Below are 20,267 nucleotides of genomic sequence, written 5' to 3' on the forward strand. Positions count from 1 at the left end.
CCCCAGCAATCGACGGAATGAGAAGATGGCAGCCGCCTACACCGAAAAGGAAATCGACGAGATCGCCGCCTGGCTGAAGGAGGGGCTTTCGGCCTCGCGCATCGCCGGCCGCTTCAGCGCGCTGCGCGGCGCCCCGGTCTCGCGCAACGCCATCATCGGCATCGTCCACCGCAACGCGGGCTTGCGCGCCATCGGCTTCGCCAATCCCAAGGGCGGCCGCGCTGGCGGCAGGCCGAGGAAGCATGCCCGGCCGGATCGTCCGGGCAGGCGGGGCAGGACGGTGATTGGAGCGCTTTCCGAGCCGGCCGCGCTTTCCAGATATGCCGAGTTCGTGGAAGGCGCCGGCGCCGAAGCTGCCAATCTCCCCCCTTGCGGGGGAGATGTCCGGCAGGACAGAGAGGGGTGCTGTCCCGCCGACGTATCGGTCGTAGGCAACCCCACGCAGGCGCAAACTACCACTCGCACCCCCAAGCCGAAAAAACCCAAACCCCGCAAGCCCGCGCGCGCCTTGCCGCCAGCCTGGCTCGCCCCCGGCGAGCGCCAGAAATCCGAAGCGCATCTCTACAAGCTGCCGGCGCCGCCGCCTGCGGTAAACCCCGGCCGACAGCCGCATGTCGCGGCCATGCGCTTCCTCGATTGCCTGTTCGGCCGCTGCCGCGCCCCGCTCGACCTCGCGCTGCGCGAGGATGCCGAAGCCGATCCGCCGGGCGCGCGCCCGGGGCCGGACATGCTCTGCTGCGGCCTGCCGACATCGGCCACGCGCAGCTATTGCGCGCATCACCATGCAAGGTTCCACGGTCATCGCGGGAGGGGGATGTGATGGGCGGGGCGTATTCATGCTTGGGTTCCTCGCCCCCGCCAGAGGCGGGGGGTCCGAAGGACGGGCGAGACCCGTGGCTCGCCCCGGAACGGTGGCCGCGAAGCGGACGGAGAGGGGGCCTTCGTAGGGCGCTCCCCTCTCCGTCTCGGCTTCGCCGAGCCACCTCTCCCCACTTCGTGGGGCGAGGAACCTTAATCCTGAGGCGCTGCGATCCTTCGCGCCCCCCTCTGTCCTGCCGGACATCTCCCCCACTTGGGGGGAGATTAGCTAATCCCCACCGCCCTGCCTCTCGTCAGGCAATCCCATGAGCGGCACGATCTGGTCGAAATTCTTCTGGTCGGACTGGGAGTCCGATCCGAACCTGCGGCTGTGCTCGCTGGCCGCGCAGGGCCTGTGGATGCGCATGCTGTGCATTGCCGCCGCGCACGAGCCGGTCGGCTATGTCGCGATCGCCGGCAAGGGGCTGGAGGAGGCGGCCCTTGCCCGCCTGGCCGGCTGCGCGGAGGCGGAGCTTGGCGCGCTGCTTGGCGAGCTCGAGCAGAACCGCGTCTTCTCGCGCGACCGCTACGGCCGCATCTATTCCCGGCGCATGATCGCCGACGCCCGCAAGGCGCGCGCGGCGCGCAAGAACGGCTTGAAGGGCGGCAACCCAAGTCTTTCGAAGGAAAGGGTTTTTCCGCCCTCGGATAAGCGGCGGGCAAGGGCAAGGGATAAGGCGGGCGATAAAACCCAGAGTCCAGACTCCCAGAGTCCAGGATCCATCGATCCATCGGGAGAAAACGCCCCGGCGTTTTCTTCCCCCGCTTCGCGGGACAGGAATGGAAAAGCGTCTTCAGGGCAACGGACCGAACAGAAATGGCAGCGGCGCAGGACGCATGTCGACGCCGCCAACGCAATCATCGAGGAGATCAATGACCGCAGCCGAATTGCAGCAGGCGGCGAAGGCGCTGGCCGCGATGTTTTCCTGCTTCCCGCAATCCGCGCTGGCTGACGCCGAGATGCAGCTGCGCGGCTATCTGGCCGCCGTGCAGGATGCCGAGCTTCAAGACGTCGAGGCCGCCATCCGGCGCTTCATCCGCGGCGAGGCCAAGGTCGACAACGCCCAGTTCTGCCCGTCGAGCGCCCAGCTTTCGATCGAGGTGCGGGAGCGGCGCCTGATGCGGGAGCTGACGGCGAAGCGGGCCTCGCTGGGCGCCAGTTCCTCGCCCCCGCAACGCGGGGGAGAGGTGGCGCGGCGAAGCCGCGACGGAGAGGGGAGCGCCCTCCGCGAAGCCAAAGCCGGCTGAGAACCCGGCTCCTCGCATCACGAGCGGAAGCCACCACGAGGGCACCGCAATCTCCCACGCCATTGGCTTCGCGGAGGGCGTCCCCCCTCTCCGTCCGCTTCGCGGCCACCTCTCCCCCACCGTTGGTGGGGGCGAGGAACCCAAGTCCTGCAACGCTCACCCACAAAGGACCGCACCCATGCCCCGCAAGCCCGCCAAGAAACCCCAGCCGCCAAAACTCCCCAAGGGCGAGGCCGAGCAGGTGCGCATCCGCCGCGAGCTCGGCCACGACTTCGCGCTGAAACCAGACGCCTTCGGCCGCCAGCGGCTGACCGCCGGCACGGCCGAGGCGCGCCGGGTCTACGAGGTCTCGAACGGCGGCTACACCTCCACCGGCGGCATCGTGCGCCTGCGCAATGTCGATCCGCTCACCGGCATCACCTCGCTGACGCGCCAGCAGCGCGAGGCCGGCCAACGTTTTCGCGACGATTTCGAGCGCGCCGCCCGCCACGGCCTGCAGCCGCAATCCTGGAGCGAGCGCGTCGATGCCAGCCGCATGGGCGGCGTCCCCGACCGCGTCCTCTCAGCCGGCCGCGCGCATGCTCATGCAGCGGCCGCGCTCGCCCATTGGGAGGTGGCGGAGGTGGTGCGCGAGACCTGCCTCGAAGGCCGGTCGGTGAAAGCCATCGCCGAGCGCAGCGGCGACGGCCGCGACGTGGTGGTGAAGCTGCTGAAGGTCGGGCTGGACCTACTGGCGGTGCATTACGGGATGATGGGGAGGAAGGCGGGGTGAAAGTCTTGCCTGGCTTATGAGGTGGATTCTTAGGAAAGAAAGCACGATGGTTGAGATTCGAAAGATAGGAAAAAATGAACTGCCGCCGGACGAGGGGGATTGGGTTTTGATCGAGAGATTAGGTGATAGGTTTACAGCCAATGGTTCTGCCACCGGCAAAAAGAGTGCGAATTTCTATACTCCAGACCTGTTCAGCACGGTTGAAGCAGCTATTGCCGTATCTCGCCGATGGTGCGCAGAAAATAGTGTTTCGCTAGTCTATGTCAGGAACGTACACCGTTCCGGCCCGAGAACCCGATCTCAGGAGCATACGATTTTTTCGGGGAGGGGTTCTCACTAAAATCTTGTCGTGCTATGAAAAACTCATTCCTCGCTCGTTATCCGTGAATTGGTGCGACGCGGGTCGGAGGTCTGAGAAGCGAGGCTGTCATGTAACCGCTTTTGCACTGTCAGGAAAAAAGGCCGCATTTTGCGGCCTTTTTCACATGCTTAAGGCTACATGCAACGCTGAATTGATCACATAGGTGGCTTTTTCGCCTGCGCGTCTGGCCTCAGCCTCAAGCCGCTTAAGACTGTATTCATAGTCATATACGAAGCGCTCGCGCCCTTCGCTAGTCACAATTCCCAGCACCCCATACCAAAGCATCAGTCTGAATGCCTCATCAAGTGAGTCTTCGCTGAGCCCAGCTTTCAAAAATTGCGCGATCACGATGTCCTTTGTGACGTGCATGGGTAACCCAATCAGCGAATATAGAATATCAGCTGAAAATCCCGATACGTCTCTGATTTCGTAGCCAAAATCGCTTATAAGATAGTTGGAGTGCTGCCGAACGGCGTCCCTAAAATCATCGGCTTGAACCAGGACGTGACCGCGATTAACTCCATTGGCTATCGCACTTTCAACAATATTAATAAGAAACCGAGGTCGCATGAGGCAATGATCGATGCAATATTCGAGCGATGATCGGTCATCAACCAGGGGCACAAAGAGTTGAGCCCAGAGATCTTCGAAACCAAGCTGGTAATTATTGAGCGCCGTTTGCAATCGTCGATAAATAATTTGACGAAGCTTGGCGCGATCTGTCCAATCGATACGCAGTTGTCCGGATTTTCCTCTGTCCGGCGTCTCTTCAACCATAAGCTCGTATATGTCGTTGCGAAGAAATACGACGCTATTAAAGTCTCGATCAAGTACAGCGAAATCTCGCTTGATCTTGTCGAGTGTCTCAATCATTAGGCGAATCAAGCGAATGTCAAATCTTTCAACTCCATTTGTCGGCCATCCTTTGTCAAGATTGTCGAACAAAAGGAGTATGTTTGTTTTGCTATCGGTATACCTTATAATTGCATTGTTTATATCGGTGATCCCCCCACGGAAAACTATATTTGTTAATCGCTCGTAAGATATGGCTTCGCCTTTGGATTTTGCTGTATTTATTTCCTGAAGTATGTATGTGCCTAGTCTGTTTATCCTTGCTGTAAAATCCCCAGTTTCTGTAATGCCAAATTCGCCGAGGATCCTTTCGATATCATGTTCCGCGGCGAGGGTGGACGAACTGTACCGCGACCTTCTTTTCATATCGCGGAGTATCGTATAAAGAGTTTCTGACAAAAGTACGAAGTACCAAAAAGCAGCAAGGGTGTGGTCGAACACGCCCGTATCAACAAGCTTGAGTAACTCCTGCCTAAACAGGCTTAGCTGGTGCGACTCAGGTTTCAAATCCGTAACGACGGTATTCCTTTGTGTTCGGATTGTATTTCGGACCATAAAGAAAATGGCAGTTTTCCCTGATCCTTTCCTGCCGGCGACTACCCCTATCTCACCTCTCAGTGTCCTCAAATATTCAGAAGTCTCGACGAAATAGCTCTCCAAGGATCGAAATTCATTTTCTGCGGCAGACGCACCCAGAGTAATCGTCTGCAGAAGCGATTTGCGTGGGCGTTGAACTTCCGAGCGGGTTAAATTCTGTACAGCCAATACGCTGCCTTTGGCGAAATCGCTGACCGCTGCTTGGACGTCCTCGACGTTGTTGGCAGAGACCACAAGCTCTCGATAATCAATGGGAATCGTGGTTTCAGCAGTCTTTTGCTGTATCAAAAGCGTCCTGCGTTTAAGGCCGTGGGCAAGCCCCGCAAGGAAAGCTCCGCGCAGGTTGTGGCGCGCGGAGTCGTCTATCATAGGAGCGAGGATTGGGATCACAACTCCTGCTGAGGCCGTAATTTCCGCGACCATCGAGACCGATGAAAATCGCGCCATTTCGATCGGATCGAAGCTGCGATAGTGGACATTAGAGTCTTTGATAGTCGTCACTACTGAATTACGAAAATCGGTCTTCCGATAGGCATCGAGAAGAAAAAGAGGCTGTGCAGTATTGATTGGCTTGCTGTACAGCTCGCGCAGTCGTGTTTCGGGAAGCGTGCGCAGGAGCTCGGCAAGTTCGTCAGAATTCTCGTATGACTTAAAGCCTACTATGTCAAAAAAACCCTCAGCCTGCACTCGCTTCGATGCGTCTGAATAGGACACATTGACAACAGGGGCAAAGGCCTTCCCGCTGCCGATAGCGAATGCAGCTTCATAATACACGTTGTAGTTCGGAAAGGTGACGTCACAAACAATTACATCGGAGGATTGGATTTCGTCGCGGACCTTGTCCGGAAGATGTTGACCAAAAATTTCCATTTGAGGCCAAGGTCGTATAGCGATCCCGCCTCGGCGCGCGTTGGCGCGGATGCACGCTTGTTCTATAGTCTTTGCAAGTTCAGGCGGAGTAGCTGGAAAAGCAAAAAAAGCCTTCCGATTTGTACTGTAAGCCAGTTTCGCCTCCCCAGATCGCTGTGCAATTGATGACTTAGTATCCGCGCTTTCGCAAGCAGTCGCTTCTCAAATCCATTGATAAATGAAAGTCTGGGTTTGTGGCGTTCGAGTTGGAACACCTCACGCGGTTAAGGGTTCTTGATATCCGGCGGCCCCTCCCACCCAAACACACTCCGCCCGCCCAGAAGATGCGACTGGTCCATCTCGCCCGCCACGATCTCCTTCAGGCTCGGTCCCGTCACATACCTCTCCATCCGGCGTGACTCCCCATCCAGCCTTCGCAGCGCCTCCAGCTCCTCGCCGCGCCCGAGCTTCGCCTTCCCCACCGCCGATTTCAGCACCGAGATCGTCTCGTCATAGACCTTCAGCGGCACGGGGAAGGGGTGGCGGTCCTTGCCGCCGTGGGCGAGCGAGAAGCGCGCCGGGTCGGAGAAACGGTAGGGCGCGCCGTGCACCACCTCCGAGACCATGGCCAGCGCCCGCACCGTGCGCGGGCCGACGCCGGGGACAAGAAGCAGCTCCGGGAAATCCTTCGGGCCGCTTTCGATAGCCGAGGCGATGTTGCCGTGCAGGCGGCGCATGACGATGTCGCTTTCGCGCACGTCGTGATGCGCGGGCATGACGAGGTTGGGGAGCAGCGGCTGCGCGGCTGGTTCCGGCTCGGCCTTGACGATTTCCGGGGGTTCCAGCAGGGTAAGCTCGGCTAGGATCTTTTCCGGGCTCATGGTCTTGAGCAGCTCGACCTGGCCGCCGCGCGCCTTTTCGGCGCGATGGTCGGTGAGGTTGATGATCTCGCCCTGGCGCTCGCCCTCGATCGCCGCATGCGGCTGGTCGACGAAGCTGGTCAAGCCTTCCGACAGCCAGTGGTAGCGGCGCGCCTGGCGGGCGTCGCCGTTCATGCCTTGCTGCACCACCACCCAGCGCCCGTCATCGGTGACGATGAAGCCATGCAGATAGAGGTCGTAGCCGTCCTGCACGGCGGCGCTGTCAACCTTGGCCACCAGCCGGCTGGCGGTAGCGAGAGCTTCGCCGTCCAGGCCGACGCGCTCGCCGATAGCCAGCAATTCGCCCGGCGTCTTGCGCGAATGCGCGCCGCGCCCGCCGCAGACATGGATGCCGAGCTCGCCGGCCATCGGGTTCAGCCCGCGCTTCAGCGCGCCGATGACGGAAGTGGTGATGCCTGAGGAGTGCCAGTCCATGCCCATCACGGCGCCGAAGGACTGGAACCAGAAGGGATGCGCCAGGCGCCGCAAGAGCTCGTCGCGGCCGTAATGGTGGATGATCGCCTCGCACAGCACCGCGCCGAGCCTGGTCATGCGCTCGCCCAGCCATTTCGGGACCCGCCCGCCATGCAGCGGCAGGTCGGCGCTGCCGCTTCGCTGCGTCACGTGATTCTCCTGGATGCCGAGGATTTAGATGGCATTTTGGCGGGGATTTGCAAGGCGATGCACGAAGCGCTGGCGAACGAAGCCCAAAGCATCTTAGTCATCCTTGGGCTTGACTCAAGGATCCATGCCGTGACTTAGGCCGAGGAATGCCGCGGATCAGAATTCTGCGCCGTGGCAGCACTCGTACGTCACGGCATGGATCCTAGGGTCTGCGCGCGTCGCTTCGCTCCTTGCTCCGCCCTAGGATGACGACCGCGAAGCGTGGCCTACGCTTGCGTCTCGTCAATGCCGCTTCGGTACGCTGCTGCCCGCCGAGCCCGCCGCCTAGTACCTGTAATAGTACCGGTGGTGGTGATGCCTGTGGTGCCAGTAGTGGTGCCTATGGTGATACCGGTGGCGATACACGTAGTAGTGCCTGTAGTAGTACCGGTGCGGATAGCGGACATAGCCGGGATAATAGTCGTCATAGTAGCGCGGGCCGTAATAGCGGCCGCCATAGTCGTAGAACGGGCCGCCATACATCGGACCGCCATAGAACGGATAGCCGCCGAACCCGAAACCGAGACCGAAGAAGCCGTGCGCATCCGCCGGCGCTATCGTTGCCGCCGCCGACGCGACTGCGATCACCGAAGCAAACAGAAGTTTTTTCATGGGGCAACCTCCTCCTGAAGGTCGATCACCCTGTAAACGCGCCCAAGCCAGCCCGTGTTCCCGCAAGTGCTAATATTCGCTCGCGGGCCAGCAGCCTTAGCAAGATCGGAAAGGGTCGAGAACCGGACCCGACAACCCCACGCCCCTGTCCATGGCGCGAAATCGCGCGGGGCGGCAGTGCCGCCCCGCGCGGTCATTCAGGCTTACTGGCTCCTACTAGTAGTTGTTGTAGTAGCCGTTACCGCAGACGCGCACTTCCTCCACCACGCGGTGGTGGTGGCGCCAGTGGGTTATCAGCTCGGTGCGGCAATGATGGCGGTGATAGCGGTTATGGTAGCGCACCACATAGCCGCCATTGTCGTAGTAGTCGTCATTGTAGACATGGCGGTAGTAGCGGTGCGGGTAATAGCCGCCATAGTCGCCATAGTAGCCGTCATCATAGCCCGGGCCGACGCCGATTCCGAGCTGCACGCTGCCGGCGCTGGCCGGCGCGATCGCGAACGCCGAGGCGATGGCGATCATCGAAGCAAGCAGAAGCTTTTTCATCGCTGCCTCCTTGAGTTTCAAGGCCCCTTCGGCAAGACAACGATTTCGGGCGGTCCATGTTCCCGGCGCGCGGCCCGGTTGCCACCCCGGACAGGGCATGGGCGGCACGCAAGGCGGCGGATCCGGCGCTTCGTCCCCGCAACCTCATGAGCCCGGATATTTATTAGGGCAACTGCAACCGACCGGGCCCCGGCGCGTTGCACGCCGGCGAAGTATCTGGGATCATTGCCGGGCGGACGGCATGGAGGCTCGATGGTGGCGGCCAATCGCGGGAACGGGGCGTCAGAGCCAAGGCTGGCGAGCCTGCTTGCCGCTTCCGGGGGCCATTCGCGCACGGCGCTGCCGACGGTGGCGAGCGTGGTCGTCACGGTCGCCGCGCTCTATTTCGGACGCGAGGTGTTCCTGCCGATCGCCGTCGCGCTTCTTTTGACCTTCGCGATAGCGCCTGTCGTGTCCTCGCTGAAGCGCGCCGGCGTCCCGCGCATCGCGGCGGTCATCGCCAGCGTCGCCGGCGCCTTCGCCGCGCTTTCGCTGTTCTCCTTCGTCGTCGCCACCCAGGTCAGCGACCTCGCACAGAACATCCCCCTCTACCAGATCAACATCCTGACCAAGGTCCGCGCGCTGAAGGAAAACGGCCTCGGTGGCGGCATCATCTCGCGCCTCGGCGGCGTCATCGAGCGCGTCGGCCAGGAGATCGACCGCCAGGAGCCGCAACTGCCCTCGGCCGCCCAGGCGCCGAAGCGCGAGCCCATCCCGGTCGAGGTCGTCTCGCATGAAAAGCCGCTCGAAGTGCTGCAGAACCTGATCGGGCCGCTGCTCAGCCCGCTGGGCTCCGCCGGGCTCGTCGTCATCGTCGTCATCTTCATGCTGATGGAGCGCGAGGACCTGCGCGACCGCTTCATCCGGCTGGTCGGCTATGGCGACCTCCATCGCACCACGCAGGCGCTGCAGGATGCCGGCAAGCGCGTCGGCCAGTATCTGCTGATGCAACTGGTGGTCAACATCATCTACGCCGTGCCCATCACCATCGGGCTCTGGGTGCTCGGCATCCCCAACGCGCTGCTTTGGGGGCTGCTGGCGCTGGCGCTACGCTTCGTGCCCTATATCGGCCCGATCATCGGCGCGCTGCTGCCGCTGTTCCTGGCTTTGGCGGTGGCGCCCGGCTGGTCGCTGCTGTTGTGGACCGCCGCGCTTTTCGTGGTCGTGGAGCTCGTCACCGGCAACGTCATCGAGCCGTGGCTCTATGGCTCGCACACCGGACTCTCGCCTTTGGCCATCATCGTGGCGGCGATCTTCTGGACCTGGCTTTGGGGGCCGATCGGCCTGGTGCTGTCGACACCGCTCACCGTCTGCCTGGTGGTGCTCGGCCGGCACGTGCCGCAGTTCGAGTTCCTCGACGTCCTGTTCGGCAACGAGCCGGTGCTGGAGCCGCATGCCAGGCTCTACCAGCGGCTCCTGGCCGGCGATCCGGACGAAGCGACCGACCATGCCGAGGAGATGCTGGAGGAAAAATACCTGTTCCAGTTCTACGACCAGGTCGCGATTCCCGCGCTGCTGCTCGGCGAGCAGGACCGGGAGCGCGGCGTCATGGATGACGTGCAGCGCCGGCAACTCGCCGACAGCGCCATGACGCTGGTCGCCAATCTCGATGACAGCGCGCAGCAGGAGGCCGAGGAGGAAGAGAGCGAGCAGGCGGCCGCTGCCGATGAGAAGGCAGCCGAAAGCAAGGCTGGCGAGAAAAACAAGGCTGGCGAGAAAAGCTCTGGCGAAGCCAAGCCTGCCGAGGAGGAGGAAGAAGAGGTCGATCTGCCCGACGGCTCGGGCATCGCGGTGCTCTGCGCCGGCGGGCGCGGCGAGCTCGACGACGCCGCCGCCGCGATGCTGGCGCAGGTGCTGGAAGTGCAGGGGGCTTCGGTGTCGAAGACGAGCTTTACCGAACTTGAACCGCTAGCGATCCGCCGTCTCGACCTCGAAACCATCGATGCCGTCGTGATCGGCTTCCTTAACCGCCAATCCACCCGGCACGCGCGCTTCATGGTTCGCCGGCTGAAGCGCATCAAGGCGAAGCTTCGCGTCGGCATCGTCTTCTGGTCGGAAGTCGGCAATGGTGACGTCGAGGCCGCGGCAGAACTGGCTACCACTCTTAACGCCGACTTCGTCGCCTTCGGTATGATCGACGCGGTGACCGGAGCGCTTTCCAAAAAGACGGCCGTCACGCTCAAGGCCGGCCACCGGCGCAGGCAGCCGGCGCGCAGGAAGCAGTTGCAGGCCGCGGAGTGAAGGCGGGGCGCCCGCCACTGGCGTAACCGTGTCGGCATAACGGTGGGAAAAGAAAAACTCGCCGGACCTACCCTGATGCCCAAAAGCCCACAGGCCCGGCGAGATTTAAACCTGATCCCCCGATCAGGACCGGCGGGAGGACACCGGCAATCTCTTCATAGCAAGACGGATGCCAGTCCCGAAACGGGACAGTGATGCTTAATGCCGAAAGCCCTGCGGAACGTCTGTGAACTGTTGCTAATGTGCTACAGATGTTGCGAGGCTGCAACAACTGCTCGCCACCAAACCCGTCGCCTCCTCGCCTCGCATTGTCGCATCGCCGGGTGCATTGCGCGCCATCATCGGCTATGCCGTCCCCAGCCAATACCGGCGAACCGAAGGAGCATCCGATGACCAGACCCACCATCCTCAAATTCGGCGCTGTCGAGCATGCGGAGGCCGGCGACCTGCCGGGCTGGATCGTCGTCGAGGGCAGGCCGACCATGCAGACCGCCGTGCAGCACACGACCGAGGACGGCAAGGTAATGTCCGGCACCTGGCGCGCCTCGCCCGGCACCTACCATGCCACCTACACCGACTATGAATTCGTCCACATGATCCCCGGCCGCATCATCATCACGCCCGACGGCGGCGAGCCGGTCGAGGTCGGCCCCGGCGACGCCTTCGTGGTCGAGGCGGATTTCAAGGGCACGTGGAAGATCCTCGAGCCGGTGACCAAGCATTTTGTGGTTGTGGTGGGGTAGGAGGACGAGGGTGAAGGAGCGCCGACGCTCTTCCGGTCGTCATCCTCGGGCTTGACCCGAGGATCCATGCCGTGACCGCCGCCGTAGAGCGTGACGGTGCAGAATTCTGTAACCGTTGCAAAGCCTTACCGTCACGGCATGGATCCTAGGGTCTGCGCGCGTCGCTTCGCTCCTTGCTCCGCCCTAGGATGACGAAGGCGCGGGGCCCGCCCTACCGCCCCACCTTCGAGATCACCCTCTTCTCCACCTCCGGCTCCAGCGATTCGGCGAAGGGCGTGGCCATATGGTGCTGGTCGCGGAAGGCGAGCTTGCCGTTGATGAAGGCGTGGCAAACGGTGGCGCTGCAGAAGCGGTCGGTGAGGTCGACGTAAGCGGCGTTGGGGATGCTGTCGACGATGTCGCGCTCCACCGCCGCCATGGCGTCGTTGGCGGCATAGGCGCGCGTCTGGTCGCAGCGCGAGGGTGCTTCGTCCCGCCACAGCGCCCGCGCCACGCAGGTGTCGACATTGGCGTTGTTGAACGGCACGTCGCGGATGAAGGCGACCTTGAGGCCGGCCTTGCTCAGGCTGGTGAGGGTGGAGCGCAGGCCCGCCCGCCATTCGGCATCCTGCCTTGCCGTGTCGCCGTCGCGGCCCGCCATCTTGCGCCCGCTGGTCAGCGCCAGCTCGGAGATGACGACCAGCGCCGGCTTCGCCTTGATGATCCCGGCGATCGCCTGCTCGCGCCAGCGGTCGCATTCGGCATAGGGGCGCTTGAGCTCGGCCGACCATACGCTGATGCGCGAGGCGCGGCAGGAATTCTTCAGCCACGTCACCACCCGGTAGCCGTTCTTCCGGCCCGCCTCGATCAGCGGCGTCGACCAGTGGTCGGCGTGCGAGTCGCCGAACAGCGCAATAACGCGCCGCCCGTCGCCGAAGACGCAAGGGGCCGGTGTCACCGTCTCGTAGTCCTGCACGCAGCCCGCCCTGGCGCGGGCGGTGGAAGGCTCGGCCGCGCTCGCGGCGATGATGCGCTGCTGCGGATCGAGGTCGCGCACGGCAAGCCTGGCATTGCCATAGGCGGCTGCGACGCCGGTGCCGGTCAGGAGGAGGGCCGGCACCAGCGCCCGCGCCGCATTGGCCATCAGCCAGCCGTTGCGACGGATCGGGTTCTCGATGAGGTGGTAGGTGAGGGCGGACAGCGCCAGCGTCAGCGCCAGGCAATAGAGCCGCTCGATGGGCGTCAGCTCCGGCGCCAGCATGCCGGCATAGACGATGACCGGCCAATGCCAGAGATAGATCGAATAGGAGAGCCTGCCGGTCCACTGCAAGGGCGACAGCGCCAGGGCGGCATTCACCCAATTCCGTCCGGAATTGGGCGAATAAGGAGTGCCGTCCCTGGCGCCGGCCGCTCCCGCCTTGAGCAGAAGGACCGTGCCGGTGACAGGCAGAAGCGCCAGAAAGCCGGGGAAGGGAGCGTCCTCGCTGAAGGTGAGATAAGCGGTCCCGATCATCGCCAGGCCGGCCAGGCTCAACGCCCGCCCCAGTAGCGGACGCTTCTGCAACAGCCGCGCCGGCACCATCGATGCGAGGCCGCCGGCGGCAAATTCCCATGCGCGCAGCGGCGAGAAGTAGAACGCCCAGGGCTGCGAAACGCTTGTCAGCCAGGCGCAGAGGATGAAGGAGACGAGGCCGACGACGCCGATGGCAACGATGATGGCGCGCTTGCCGGGTTTCATCCACGCGGCCAGCATCAACAGCGCCGGCCAGGCGACATAGAACTGCTCCTCGACCGACAGCGACCAGTAGTGGATGAACGGGTTGGATGTGGCGTCATTGGCGAAATAGTCGAACGACCAGCGGATCAGCCACAGATTGATCATATAGGCCGAGGCGAACATCGCGCCCTTGGAATAGAGCGCCTGCTCCTCCGGCGACAGGATGATCGCGCCGGCGGCAAGCGTCGCGGCGATGACGAAAAGCGCTGCCGGCAGCAGGCGCCGCGCGCGCCGGGCATAGAAGCGCAAGAGGTCGAGTCGGCCTGTTTGAGATATCTCGGCGACCAGATGCCGGGTGATCAGATAGCCCGAGATGACGAAGAAGATGTCGACCCCGGCAAAGCCGCCCGGCAGCGCCTTGAGGCCGAAATGGTAGGCGACGACGCCCGCCACGGCCACCGCTCGCAGCCCTTCGATATCGGGTCGGAAATCCTGCGCCGATGCTGACACGAATACGAACCTCGTAAATGCTCGCTCGTATCCCGCCTGTGGCAAAGCCTCGGCCCTGTGCGCCGATATCGCAATGCAACAAATCTAACGCAGTGCAACATAAGGGGAGATTGGCCCCCCAATCACGCCTTCTTCAGGAACTCCGTCTTCAGCACCAGGCCCTTGACCTGCTTGGTGTTGCATTCGATCTCGCCGGGATTGCCGGTGAGGCGGATGTTCTTCACCAGCGTGCCGCGCTTGATCGTCTCGGATGTGCCCTTGACCTTGAGGTCCTTGATCAGCGTCACGGAGTCGCCATCCTTCAGCGGCGCGCCGTTGCTGTCTTTCACGATAGGGTCGGTCATGGCGGTCTTTCATCAATCGGATGGCCTGCGCCCGCCTATCGCGCCGGCCATGGCCTGGTCAAGCCGCGCGTTTGGCCCGCGCCGACCGCATCGCAATCCGCGCGAGGGCAGAGGCCGCGCCGCCGCGGCGCCAAGCTCCCAGCCCTCAGGCTGGCCGGGTAGCTGTTGGCTGGGGTTCGCCCACTGCCTTTCCTCGCCGATCCCGGGTGGCCGCCATCGGTTTAGGGCGGTTGCCGACCCGCACCGCCGGGCGCGTTCCCTGCAATTGCCCTAGAAGGGCAGGTCCAGCGCCTCCGGATAGGCCTGGCCCAGATCCGCGGTCTTCGGCGTCTGGCCGGCCAAGGGCTGGATGCCGCCGGTTGCCGTCTCATCGAGCGGCGGCCGATGCTTGCCGGTTGTTGTGGCGGCCTTTTTTTCGGTCACCACGATTTTCGTCTTGGCCCCGGCGCCTTGCATCAGCGCGACCGAGACGAGAAGCGCCGTCAGCGCGGATAGGAGGATCTTCATGGCAGGTTTCCTTTCCTGGTTCTGCGGCCTCCTCATGGCTTGAAGCCAGATGCGTCGAGCAGCGCGACCTGCTTGCCGTCGACATAGAAGCGTATCGCATGCGCGTCGTTGTCGATGTCTATGCGCGTGGGCGACGCTCCTTGCGTGGCGGGCGTTGCCTTGACGTATTTCGACTGGAATTCCCCCTGCGGCGCGTTGATGAACAGCAGCGCCAGGGCTATGCATCCCGAAACAAACAAGACGAAGGTGAGTGTCGAAGAGGTGGTCGAGGTCATCTGAACATTCCTCCAGGATGAGGTGGCAACACGGTTAGCTCGTCGCCGGCTTTGGGCCGGGACTCGCCGTCGCTCGAAATCGAGCGTGTCACAGCTCTGCGAAGGAAGGGGATGACGTGCTCAAGCCCACATTCAGCGCGTTTTTCATGACGGTCTGCCCCTTGCCCGATGCGAGCTTAGCGCCGGCTCCCCGGCGGCAAAGGGCGGGCGTGTGGAAGGGCGTGGAATTCTGCGGAATTTCCACGGCATCGACCTGTGGAAGGTCGCAGCACCGGACGTCGGGCGCAGGACGAAAGTCCGGCGCGCAGCGTCGCGACCATGCGTATCATCACGAGTCGACGCCGTGCCCCGGGGGCGGCCGCGGCCAGGCATGATTCTCGGAAGGGCATGGGGTCCGAGGGGGGCTTCGATGGCACAACATATCGCGCAGAAGCTGCGGCTGACATCGGCGCTGCTCGGCACCGTCACCCGCAAGGATCTCGCGGCGGCGTTCCGTTCCGTCAATGCGAGAACGGCATTCGACCTTGGCCGCGCCGACAAATGGCTGCAGGGCCGGGCTCAGCCGCGCGAGCAAAGCGTCTACGACGATTGGGCGAAAGTGCTGCGCCTCGAGCAGCCCGGCGCCTGGATCGCTGAGAGCGATCTGCCGAGCTTCGCGTCCGCCATCGCGGCCCGCCACGGCATCGGCGTGGCGGAGCTCGAACGCCGCGCCCACGCGCAGTCCGCTGCCTTGCCAGGGCATGAGGACAGAGGCATCGGACTGGCGCTCGCCGGGACCTATGCGTGGTACACTAGAGCTTGGTCGCCCTATTATCGCGGCCAGCTCATCAGGGGCCGCCTAACGATCGAGGCGGGGCCCGGTGCGCATGCCTTCACCGCCATATATCGCGAGACATCGCCGACCGGGCAGTTGCAGTTCTCCGGGCCGGTCACGCCGGCAAAGCGCAGCCTCTATCTGCATCTGAAAGAGGTGGGCGGCGAGGCGCAGTCCTTCCTTTGCCTGTTCCCGCATACGCAGCCGGTGAGCGTCCTCGGCGGCTATATGGTCGGCACCGCCATCTTCGCCCCGGAACCGCAGCCCTCGCTCACCAGGATCCTGTTGGTGCGCCTGCGCGATGCGCCCGCCGCCGAACAATGGGGCCCCCTGCCGCCCGGCATCTCGATCGCCGCCGACCTGGCCAGCCTCGGCATCGTCATGGAGCACCCGGAAGCGGTCGACCGCCAGCTCGGCCAATTCCTCAGCGCCGACGGCGATGGCGGCGTCAACCAGATCCCCCCGTCCGAGTTCCGCGCCATCCTCGACGTGTTCGACCGCCATTGGCTGCAGCATGCCGGCTAATTGTCCTGTGTCATTCCCGGCGCGCAAGCGCGATCGGTTACGTTGCAAGCAGCGGCAGAACTGGAGGCCGGGCTGGCCAGGAGCGGGCGGTACACTGCATGTGCCCGCCCGTCCGGCGCCGCCGCCAAGCTGCTGAAACCCCGTCCGTCCCCAACAGCAACGGTCATGGCGTGACCAGTGCTTGCGGAGTGCCATTGGCGCGGTGCCCTGTCAACGCCGGCGGCGGTCGACCCGGAAGCGGCTTTTGGGCCGGCTTTTCGTGCTGGAAGTGTCCCTTGCAGCCATTCCCGCGCTGCCGCGAAATGGCGGGATTCCGGGCTTTTCCCGCTTGGAGGAGCTTATATGCCTATCTGCTTGAATAGGCTGATTTTTCGCCGGCCGACATTTCCCGCCGCCCCCGACTTTTTTTGGGTGCATTTGGCGGCGCGGCATCGGGCGGCCGGCAGCGGCCGATTCCCCTTGAAGCGGCATCGGAGGCTGTGTGAGTCATTTCATGATGTTCTCATGAAAGGCATGCTACAATGTCGCGCAGCGAAGGGGGGAAGTTGCGATGGCCAATCGGTTGTTCGAGATCCTTGCCAGACGGCGCGCGTGGCTGGATCGGCTCGCACTGGGGCTGCTTGTCTTCCTGGCGACCTTGGTCGCCGCGCTGATGGGCGGCGCCAGCGCCTGAAGTGCGCCGCGATATTTCGGATTCGCTGCATGCGCCACAGGCTGGCCAGCCCAGATGCCGCGATCGCCCTGTCGCGGCTTAGTCCTGCAAAAGAGGGGGTGCGCCGTAGCCGCGCAGGCCGGTTCCGTTGCAGGCCTGGCAGGAAACCCGTTGTCCAGGGCAATTGTCGCGCAACATGCCCGAGGGACAGCATGAGCCTTTCGACGCCACCTGCTTTTCACACTCGAACACCTTGCCGGCGCCCAGGCACCGGGGGCACGCGAACTTCCTGAATTCGCTCAAGCGAGCCTCCGGCTGTTTCAAAAGCGCCCGGCAACGCGCTGACCATGCCACGGGTTCCATGAACGGCGCGCATTATACGTTAGTAATGACTAATATTAAAGAAGTGTCCCGCGGACGCGTGGCCGGTTCCTCGCCGCGTTGATCTCCTCTCAAGGGCCGGGACTACGCGCTCCGCCACACACCTCCTTCACAAGCCCCCGCAGCCAGCGATGCGCCGGATCGGCGTCGAGCCTCGGGTGCCACAACAGCGAGATCGTCAACGGTGCAAGCTTGACCGGCAGCGCGAAGGTGAACAGGCCCTCGCGCAGCGTGCCCGTATAGCGCTCCGGCACCGTGGCGATGAGGTCCGAGCCGCGCGCCAGCGCCAGCGCCTCGGCGAAGCCGCCGACCACGGTCGCGATCGTCCGCGTCAGCCCGGCGAGCTCCAGCGCGTCATCCACCGGGCCGCGATCGAGCCCGCGCCGCGAGATCAATATGTGCCGGCCGGCCGCGAAGCGGGCGGCGGTGACGCGGCCTTCGCTCAAAGGATGGCCGGCCCGCGCGACGCCGACGAAGCGGTCGCGGAACAGCGCCCGCGAACGCACCTCCGGCCCGGTCGTATTGCCGATCACGCCGGTCTCCAGATCGACCGCGCCCTCGCGCATCGGGCCGCTGTCCTTGTCGGGCTTGGGCACGAAGCGCAATTGCACGCCCGGCGCTTCCCGCGACGCGCGGGCCAGCAGCGCCGGGCCGAAATTCTCGACGAATCCGTCGCTGTTGCGCAGCGTGAAGCTGCGGTTGAGCCGCGCGAGGTCGAGCCGCTCGGCGGGCCGCAGCACCGCTTCCGCCTCCTTCACCAGCCGGCCGACCTCCGCGCCGAGCTCGACGGCGCGCGGCGTCGGCACCAGGCCGCGCCCGGCGCGCACCAGAAGCGGATCGCCGGTCGCCTCGCGCAGCCTCGCCAGCGCCCGGCTCATCGCCGAAGGGCTGAGCTTCAGGCGCCGCGCCGCATTGGCGACGCTGCCTTCGGCAAGCAGCACTTCCAGCGTGACGAGCAGGTTGAGATCGGGTCGCGACATGAGCGCAACCATAGCATGGTTGTCGCTCGATGACATGGCGTTCCATGCACTGATCAAGTGCAAATGCTGCGCGTTCCGCCACATCGGCTGGACGCCTATCTTCCCGCCGAGTTCACCCGACGGAGAAGACATCATGGCCGATATTGCCGAGACCCGCGCCGCGCCCCTAAGCCATTCGACGGCGGGCGCGCTGGCCAGCCTGTCCTTGGCCATGCTCGTCTCCTCGCTCGCCACCAGCATCGCCAATGTCGCGCTGCCGACGCTGAGCGTTGTCTTCGCCGCGTCCTTTCCGGCGGTGCAATGGGTGGTGCTCGCCTATCTGCTCGCCATCACCGCGCTGATCGTCAGCGTCGGGCGCCTCGGCGATCTCGTCGGCCGGCGGCTCTTGCTGATCGCCGGCCTGGCGCTGTTCAGCGCCGCCTCGTTTGCCGCCGCGCTCGCGCCGTCACTGGCGCTGCTGATCGCCGCGCGCGCCGTGCAGGGGCTGGGCGCGGCAGTGATGATGGCGCTGACGATAGCCGTCGTCGGCGAGACGGTGCCGAAAGAGCGCACCGGCAGCGCCATGGGCCTGCTCGGCACCATGTCGGCGATCGGCACGGCGCTCGGCCCCTCGCTCGGCGGCGTGCTGATCGCCGCTCTCGGCTGGCGCTCGATCTTCCTCGTCAACGCCGCGCTGGGCGGCGTCGCGCTGCTCGCCGCCTGGCGCTTCCTGCCGGCGGCGGGCATCGTGCGCCAGGCGACGGGCGCGAAGGCCCGCTTCGATGTGCCGGGCACGCTGCTGCTCGCCGCGACGCTTGCCGCCTATGCGCTGGCCATGACCATCGGGCGCGGCCATTTCGGCGGCCTCAACGCGGCGCTGCTCGGCGCGGCCATGGCTGGCGCGGCGCTGTTCGTCGTCGCCGAGGCCAAGGTGGCATCGCCTCTGGTCAAGCTCGCGCTGCTGCGCGACAGGGTGCTGGCGCCGAGCCTCGCCATGAATGCGCTGGTCTCGACGGTGATGATGGCCACCCTGGTCGTCGGACCGTTCTTCCTGTCGCGGGCGCTGGGCTTGAGCGAAGCGGCGACCGGGGCCGTGCTGTCGATCGGCCCCGTGGTCTCGGCGGTCTGCGGCATCATTGCCGGGCGTATCGTCGACCGGCTGGGGGCGGCCGCGATGGTCATCGCCGGCCTGGCGCTGATGGTCGCCGGTTGCGCCGCGCTCGCGGCACTCCCGAACCTCTTCGGCGTCGTCGGCTACGCGGCGGCGATCGCCGTGCTCACGCCGGGCTACCAGCTCTTCCAGGCCGCCAACAACACCGCCGTCATGGCCGATGTCGACGCTAACGAGCGCGGCGTCGTCTCGGGCATGCTCAGCCTCTCGCGCAATCTCGGCCTCGTCACCGGCACGGCGGTGATGGGCGCGGTGTTCGCCTTCGCCGTGGGGACGAGAGATATCGCGGCGGCAGCCCCCGCGGCCGTCGCGCACGGGATGGCAATGACCTTTGCGGTGGCCGCGGGCGTGGTCGCGGTCGCGGCAGCGATTGCGTTTGCTGGCGGTCGGAGGGAGCGCTGCAGCGCCTGATCTCCGCAGCCAGCCTGCTGTGACACAAGGATGCGGGCGGGAGCCGATGCCGGGTCGGAGGAAAAGGGAGACGCCGTTAACAAATGCAAGTGTCAGAACTGAGAAGTGTGGGCAGTGTCACTCTGGCCAATGCATGAAGGTCTATAACGTCTCCACGGGCAGGGCGGGGCAGCGGTTCTGCCGGACTGTCGAGTGGGCGTCGCGGGGAGGTAGAAGCGATGCATGAAACGTGGTGGCGGCGGCGGGAAGCTCAGCCTCTGATTCCGGAACGTGAACTTCGCTTTATGATGAAACTCGGGCGTCTGGAGCGCGACGAGGCAATGAGATTGCTAGGACGGTACCGTGGGCACCGCGAGGCGGTATATGCCGAGTTGAGAGCGCGCGATCTGATCAGGGAACGCAACGCGCGGCCTCACTGACGGTTCATGCCGCCCTTGCCAACTCACCACCGGTCACAGCCCGAGCGTCCAGCCGGCCGCTGTTTGAGGTTTCCTGTCTGACCGGAATGGTGCAACGAAGATGGTCGGCCGATGGGTCGCCTCGACGAAAGCGGCCGCGGCCCTCTCGGCAGCATCGGCTGAATGATCGACCCTGTCGAAGCGCTTTACCACGCGGTCATGAAGCAGCGACAGCCTTGCGGCCCGGTGGAGATCGGCGCGCTTCTCGCCGTGCATATCGAGGGGAGCGAACATAACCATCCCCACAAACGGCGACGCCGGGC

The 20,267-nt window shown here is 64.2% G+C and carries 19 protein-coding genes; 9 read left to right on the top strand and 10 right to left on the bottom strand.

All coding sequences use genetic code 11. The features are described from left to right. Positions 1-25 precede the first annotated feature (25 nt). From EN862_RS15705 to EN862_RS15720, 4 genes are all read left to right on the top strand, one after another. Positions 26-820: a GcrA cell cycle regulator gene (locus tag EN862_RS15705; RefSeq protein ID WP_127865201.1), complete on the top strand. Its 795-nt coding sequence runs from the start codon at positions 26-28 to the stop codon at positions 818-820. A 304-nt stretch (positions 821-1,124) separates the two neighbouring features. Then, complete coding sequence (locus tag EN862_RS15710; RefSeq protein ID WP_127865202.1) at positions 1,125-1,811, top strand: hypothetical protein; 687 nt, start codon at positions 1,125-1,127, stop codon at positions 1,809-1,811. Then, positions 1,732-2,106, top strand: a complete 375-nt coding sequence (locus EN862_RS15715; RefSeq protein ID WP_127865203.1) for a hypothetical protein — start codon at positions 1,732-1,734, stop codon at positions 2,104-2,106. The genes EN862_RS15710 and EN862_RS15715 overlap by 80 nt, the downstream gene beginning before the upstream one ends. Before the next feature lie 178 nt (positions 2,107-2,284). Next, on the top strand, positions 2,285-2,878 hold the full coding sequence (locus EN862_RS15720) for a DUF6456 domain-containing protein (protein ID WP_127865204.1): 594 nt from the start codon (positions 2,285-2,287) through the stop codon (positions 2,876-2,878). Positions 2,879-3,359: 481 nt separating this feature from the next. On the opposite strand, the gene EN862_RS15725 is transcribed toward EN862_RS15720, so the two are convergent. The 4 genes from EN862_RS15725 to EN862_RS15740 all read right to left on the bottom strand — a co-directional run bounded on the left by EN862_RS15725 (position 3,360) and on the right by EN862_RS15740 (position 8,278). Continuing rightward, entirely contained in the window at positions 3,360-5,558 is a 2,199-nt protein-coding gene (locus tag EN862_RS15725) for a hypothetical protein (RefSeq protein ID WP_127865205.1), read from the bottom strand. A 263-nt stretch (positions 5,559-5,821) separates the two neighbouring features. After that, a complete protein-coding gene (locus tag EN862_RS15730) occupies positions 5,822-7,081 on the bottom strand; it encodes a DUF763 domain-containing protein (RefSeq protein ID WP_127865206.1) in 1,260 nt (419 codons plus the stop codon). Positions 7,082-7,405: 324 nt separating this feature from the next. Continuing rightward, complete coding sequence (locus EN862_RS15735; RefSeq protein WP_127865207.1) at positions 7,406-7,732, bottom strand: hypothetical protein; 327 nt, start codon at positions 7,730-7,732, stop codon at positions 7,406-7,408. Between the two features lie 216 nt (positions 7,733-7,948). Then, on the bottom strand, positions 7,949-8,278 hold the full coding sequence (locus EN862_RS15740; RefSeq protein WP_127865208.1) for a hypothetical protein: 330 nt from the start codon (positions 8,276-8,278) through the stop codon (positions 7,949-7,951). 252 nt (positions 8,279-8,530) lie between these two features. Between EN862_RS15740 and EN862_RS15745 the strand changes: the two genes are divergently transcribed. Next, entirely contained in the window at positions 8,531-10,558 is a 2,028-nt protein-coding gene (locus EN862_RS15745; protein ID WP_127865209.1) for an AI-2E family transporter, read from the top strand. Positions 10,559-10,947: 389 nt separating this feature from the next. Continuing rightward, positions 10,948-11,301, top strand: a complete 354-nt coding sequence (locus tag EN862_RS15750) for a cupin domain-containing protein (RefSeq protein WP_127865210.1) — start codon at positions 10,948-10,950, stop codon at positions 11,299-11,301. A gap of 211 nt (positions 11,302-11,512) precedes the next feature. Here EN862_RS15750 and EN862_RS15755 read toward each other — a convergent pair whose 3' ends face one another. From EN862_RS15755 to EN862_RS15770, 4 genes are all read right to left on the bottom strand, one after another. Continuing rightward, positions 11,513-13,507 (bottom strand): acyltransferase family protein, encoded by a 1,995-nt coding sequence (locus EN862_RS15755; RefSeq protein ID WP_127865211.1) that lies wholly within the window; start codon positions 13,505-13,507, stop codon positions 11,513-11,515. A gap of 122 nt (positions 13,508-13,629) precedes the next feature. Further along, complete coding sequence (locus EN862_RS15760) at positions 13,630-13,851, bottom strand: alkylphosphonate utilization protein (protein ID WP_127865212.1); 222 nt, start codon at positions 13,849-13,851, stop codon at positions 13,630-13,632. A 270-nt stretch (positions 13,852-14,121) separates the two neighbouring features. Then, a complete protein-coding gene (locus tag EN862_RS15765) occupies positions 14,122-14,358 on the bottom strand; it encodes a hypothetical protein (protein WP_127865213.1) in 237 nt (78 codons plus the stop codon). Between the two features lie 32 nt (positions 14,359-14,390). Then, positions 14,391-14,633: a hypothetical protein gene (locus tag EN862_RS15770; RefSeq protein ID WP_127865214.1), complete on the bottom strand. Its 243-nt coding sequence runs from the start codon at positions 14,631-14,633 to the stop codon at positions 14,391-14,393. Positions 14,634-15,042: 409 nt separating this feature from the next. Here EN862_RS15770 and EN862_RS15775 point away from each other — a divergent pair, with 409 nt between their 5' ends. After that, positions 15,043-15,972: a hypothetical protein gene (locus EN862_RS15775; RefSeq protein WP_127865215.1), complete on the top strand. Its 930-nt coding sequence runs from the start codon at positions 15,043-15,045 to the stop codon at positions 15,970-15,972. Between the two features lie 550 nt (positions 15,973-16,522). Next, positions 16,523-16,645: a hypothetical protein gene (locus EN862_RS37405; RefSeq protein WP_281035852.1), complete on the top strand. Its 123-nt coding sequence runs from the start codon at positions 16,523-16,525 to the stop codon at positions 16,643-16,645. 431 nt (positions 16,646-17,076) lie between these two features. Here EN862_RS37405 and EN862_RS15780 read toward each other — a convergent pair whose 3' ends face one another. Next, positions 17,077-17,985: a LysR family transcriptional regulator gene (locus tag EN862_RS15780; RefSeq protein ID WP_127865216.1), complete on the bottom strand. Its 909-nt coding sequence runs from the start codon at positions 17,983-17,985 to the stop codon at positions 17,077-17,079. A gap of 133 nt (positions 17,986-18,118) precedes the next feature. Here EN862_RS15780 and EN862_RS15785 point away from each other — a divergent pair, with 133 nt between their 5' ends. Next, positions 18,119-19,546, top strand: coding sequence for an MFS transporter (locus tag EN862_RS15785; RefSeq protein WP_245519630.1), 1,428 nt, complete (start codon positions 18,119-18,121; stop codon positions 19,544-19,546). A 452-nt stretch (positions 19,547-19,998) separates the two neighbouring features. Here the strand turns inward: EN862_RS15785 and EN862_RS15790 are convergent, their stop codons facing one another. After that, positions 19,999-20,238 (bottom strand): hypothetical protein, encoded by a 240-nt coding sequence (locus EN862_RS15790; RefSeq protein WP_127865217.1) that lies wholly within the window; start codon positions 20,236-20,238, stop codon positions 19,999-20,001. Between the last annotated feature and the right edge of the window lie 29 nt (positions 20,239-20,267).

This window comes from Mesorhizobium sp. M2E.F.Ca.ET.219.01.1.1, from assembly GCF_004016445.2.
Lineage (GTDB): Bacteria > Pseudomonadota > Alphaproteobacteria > Rhizobiales > Rhizobiaceae > Mesorhizobium.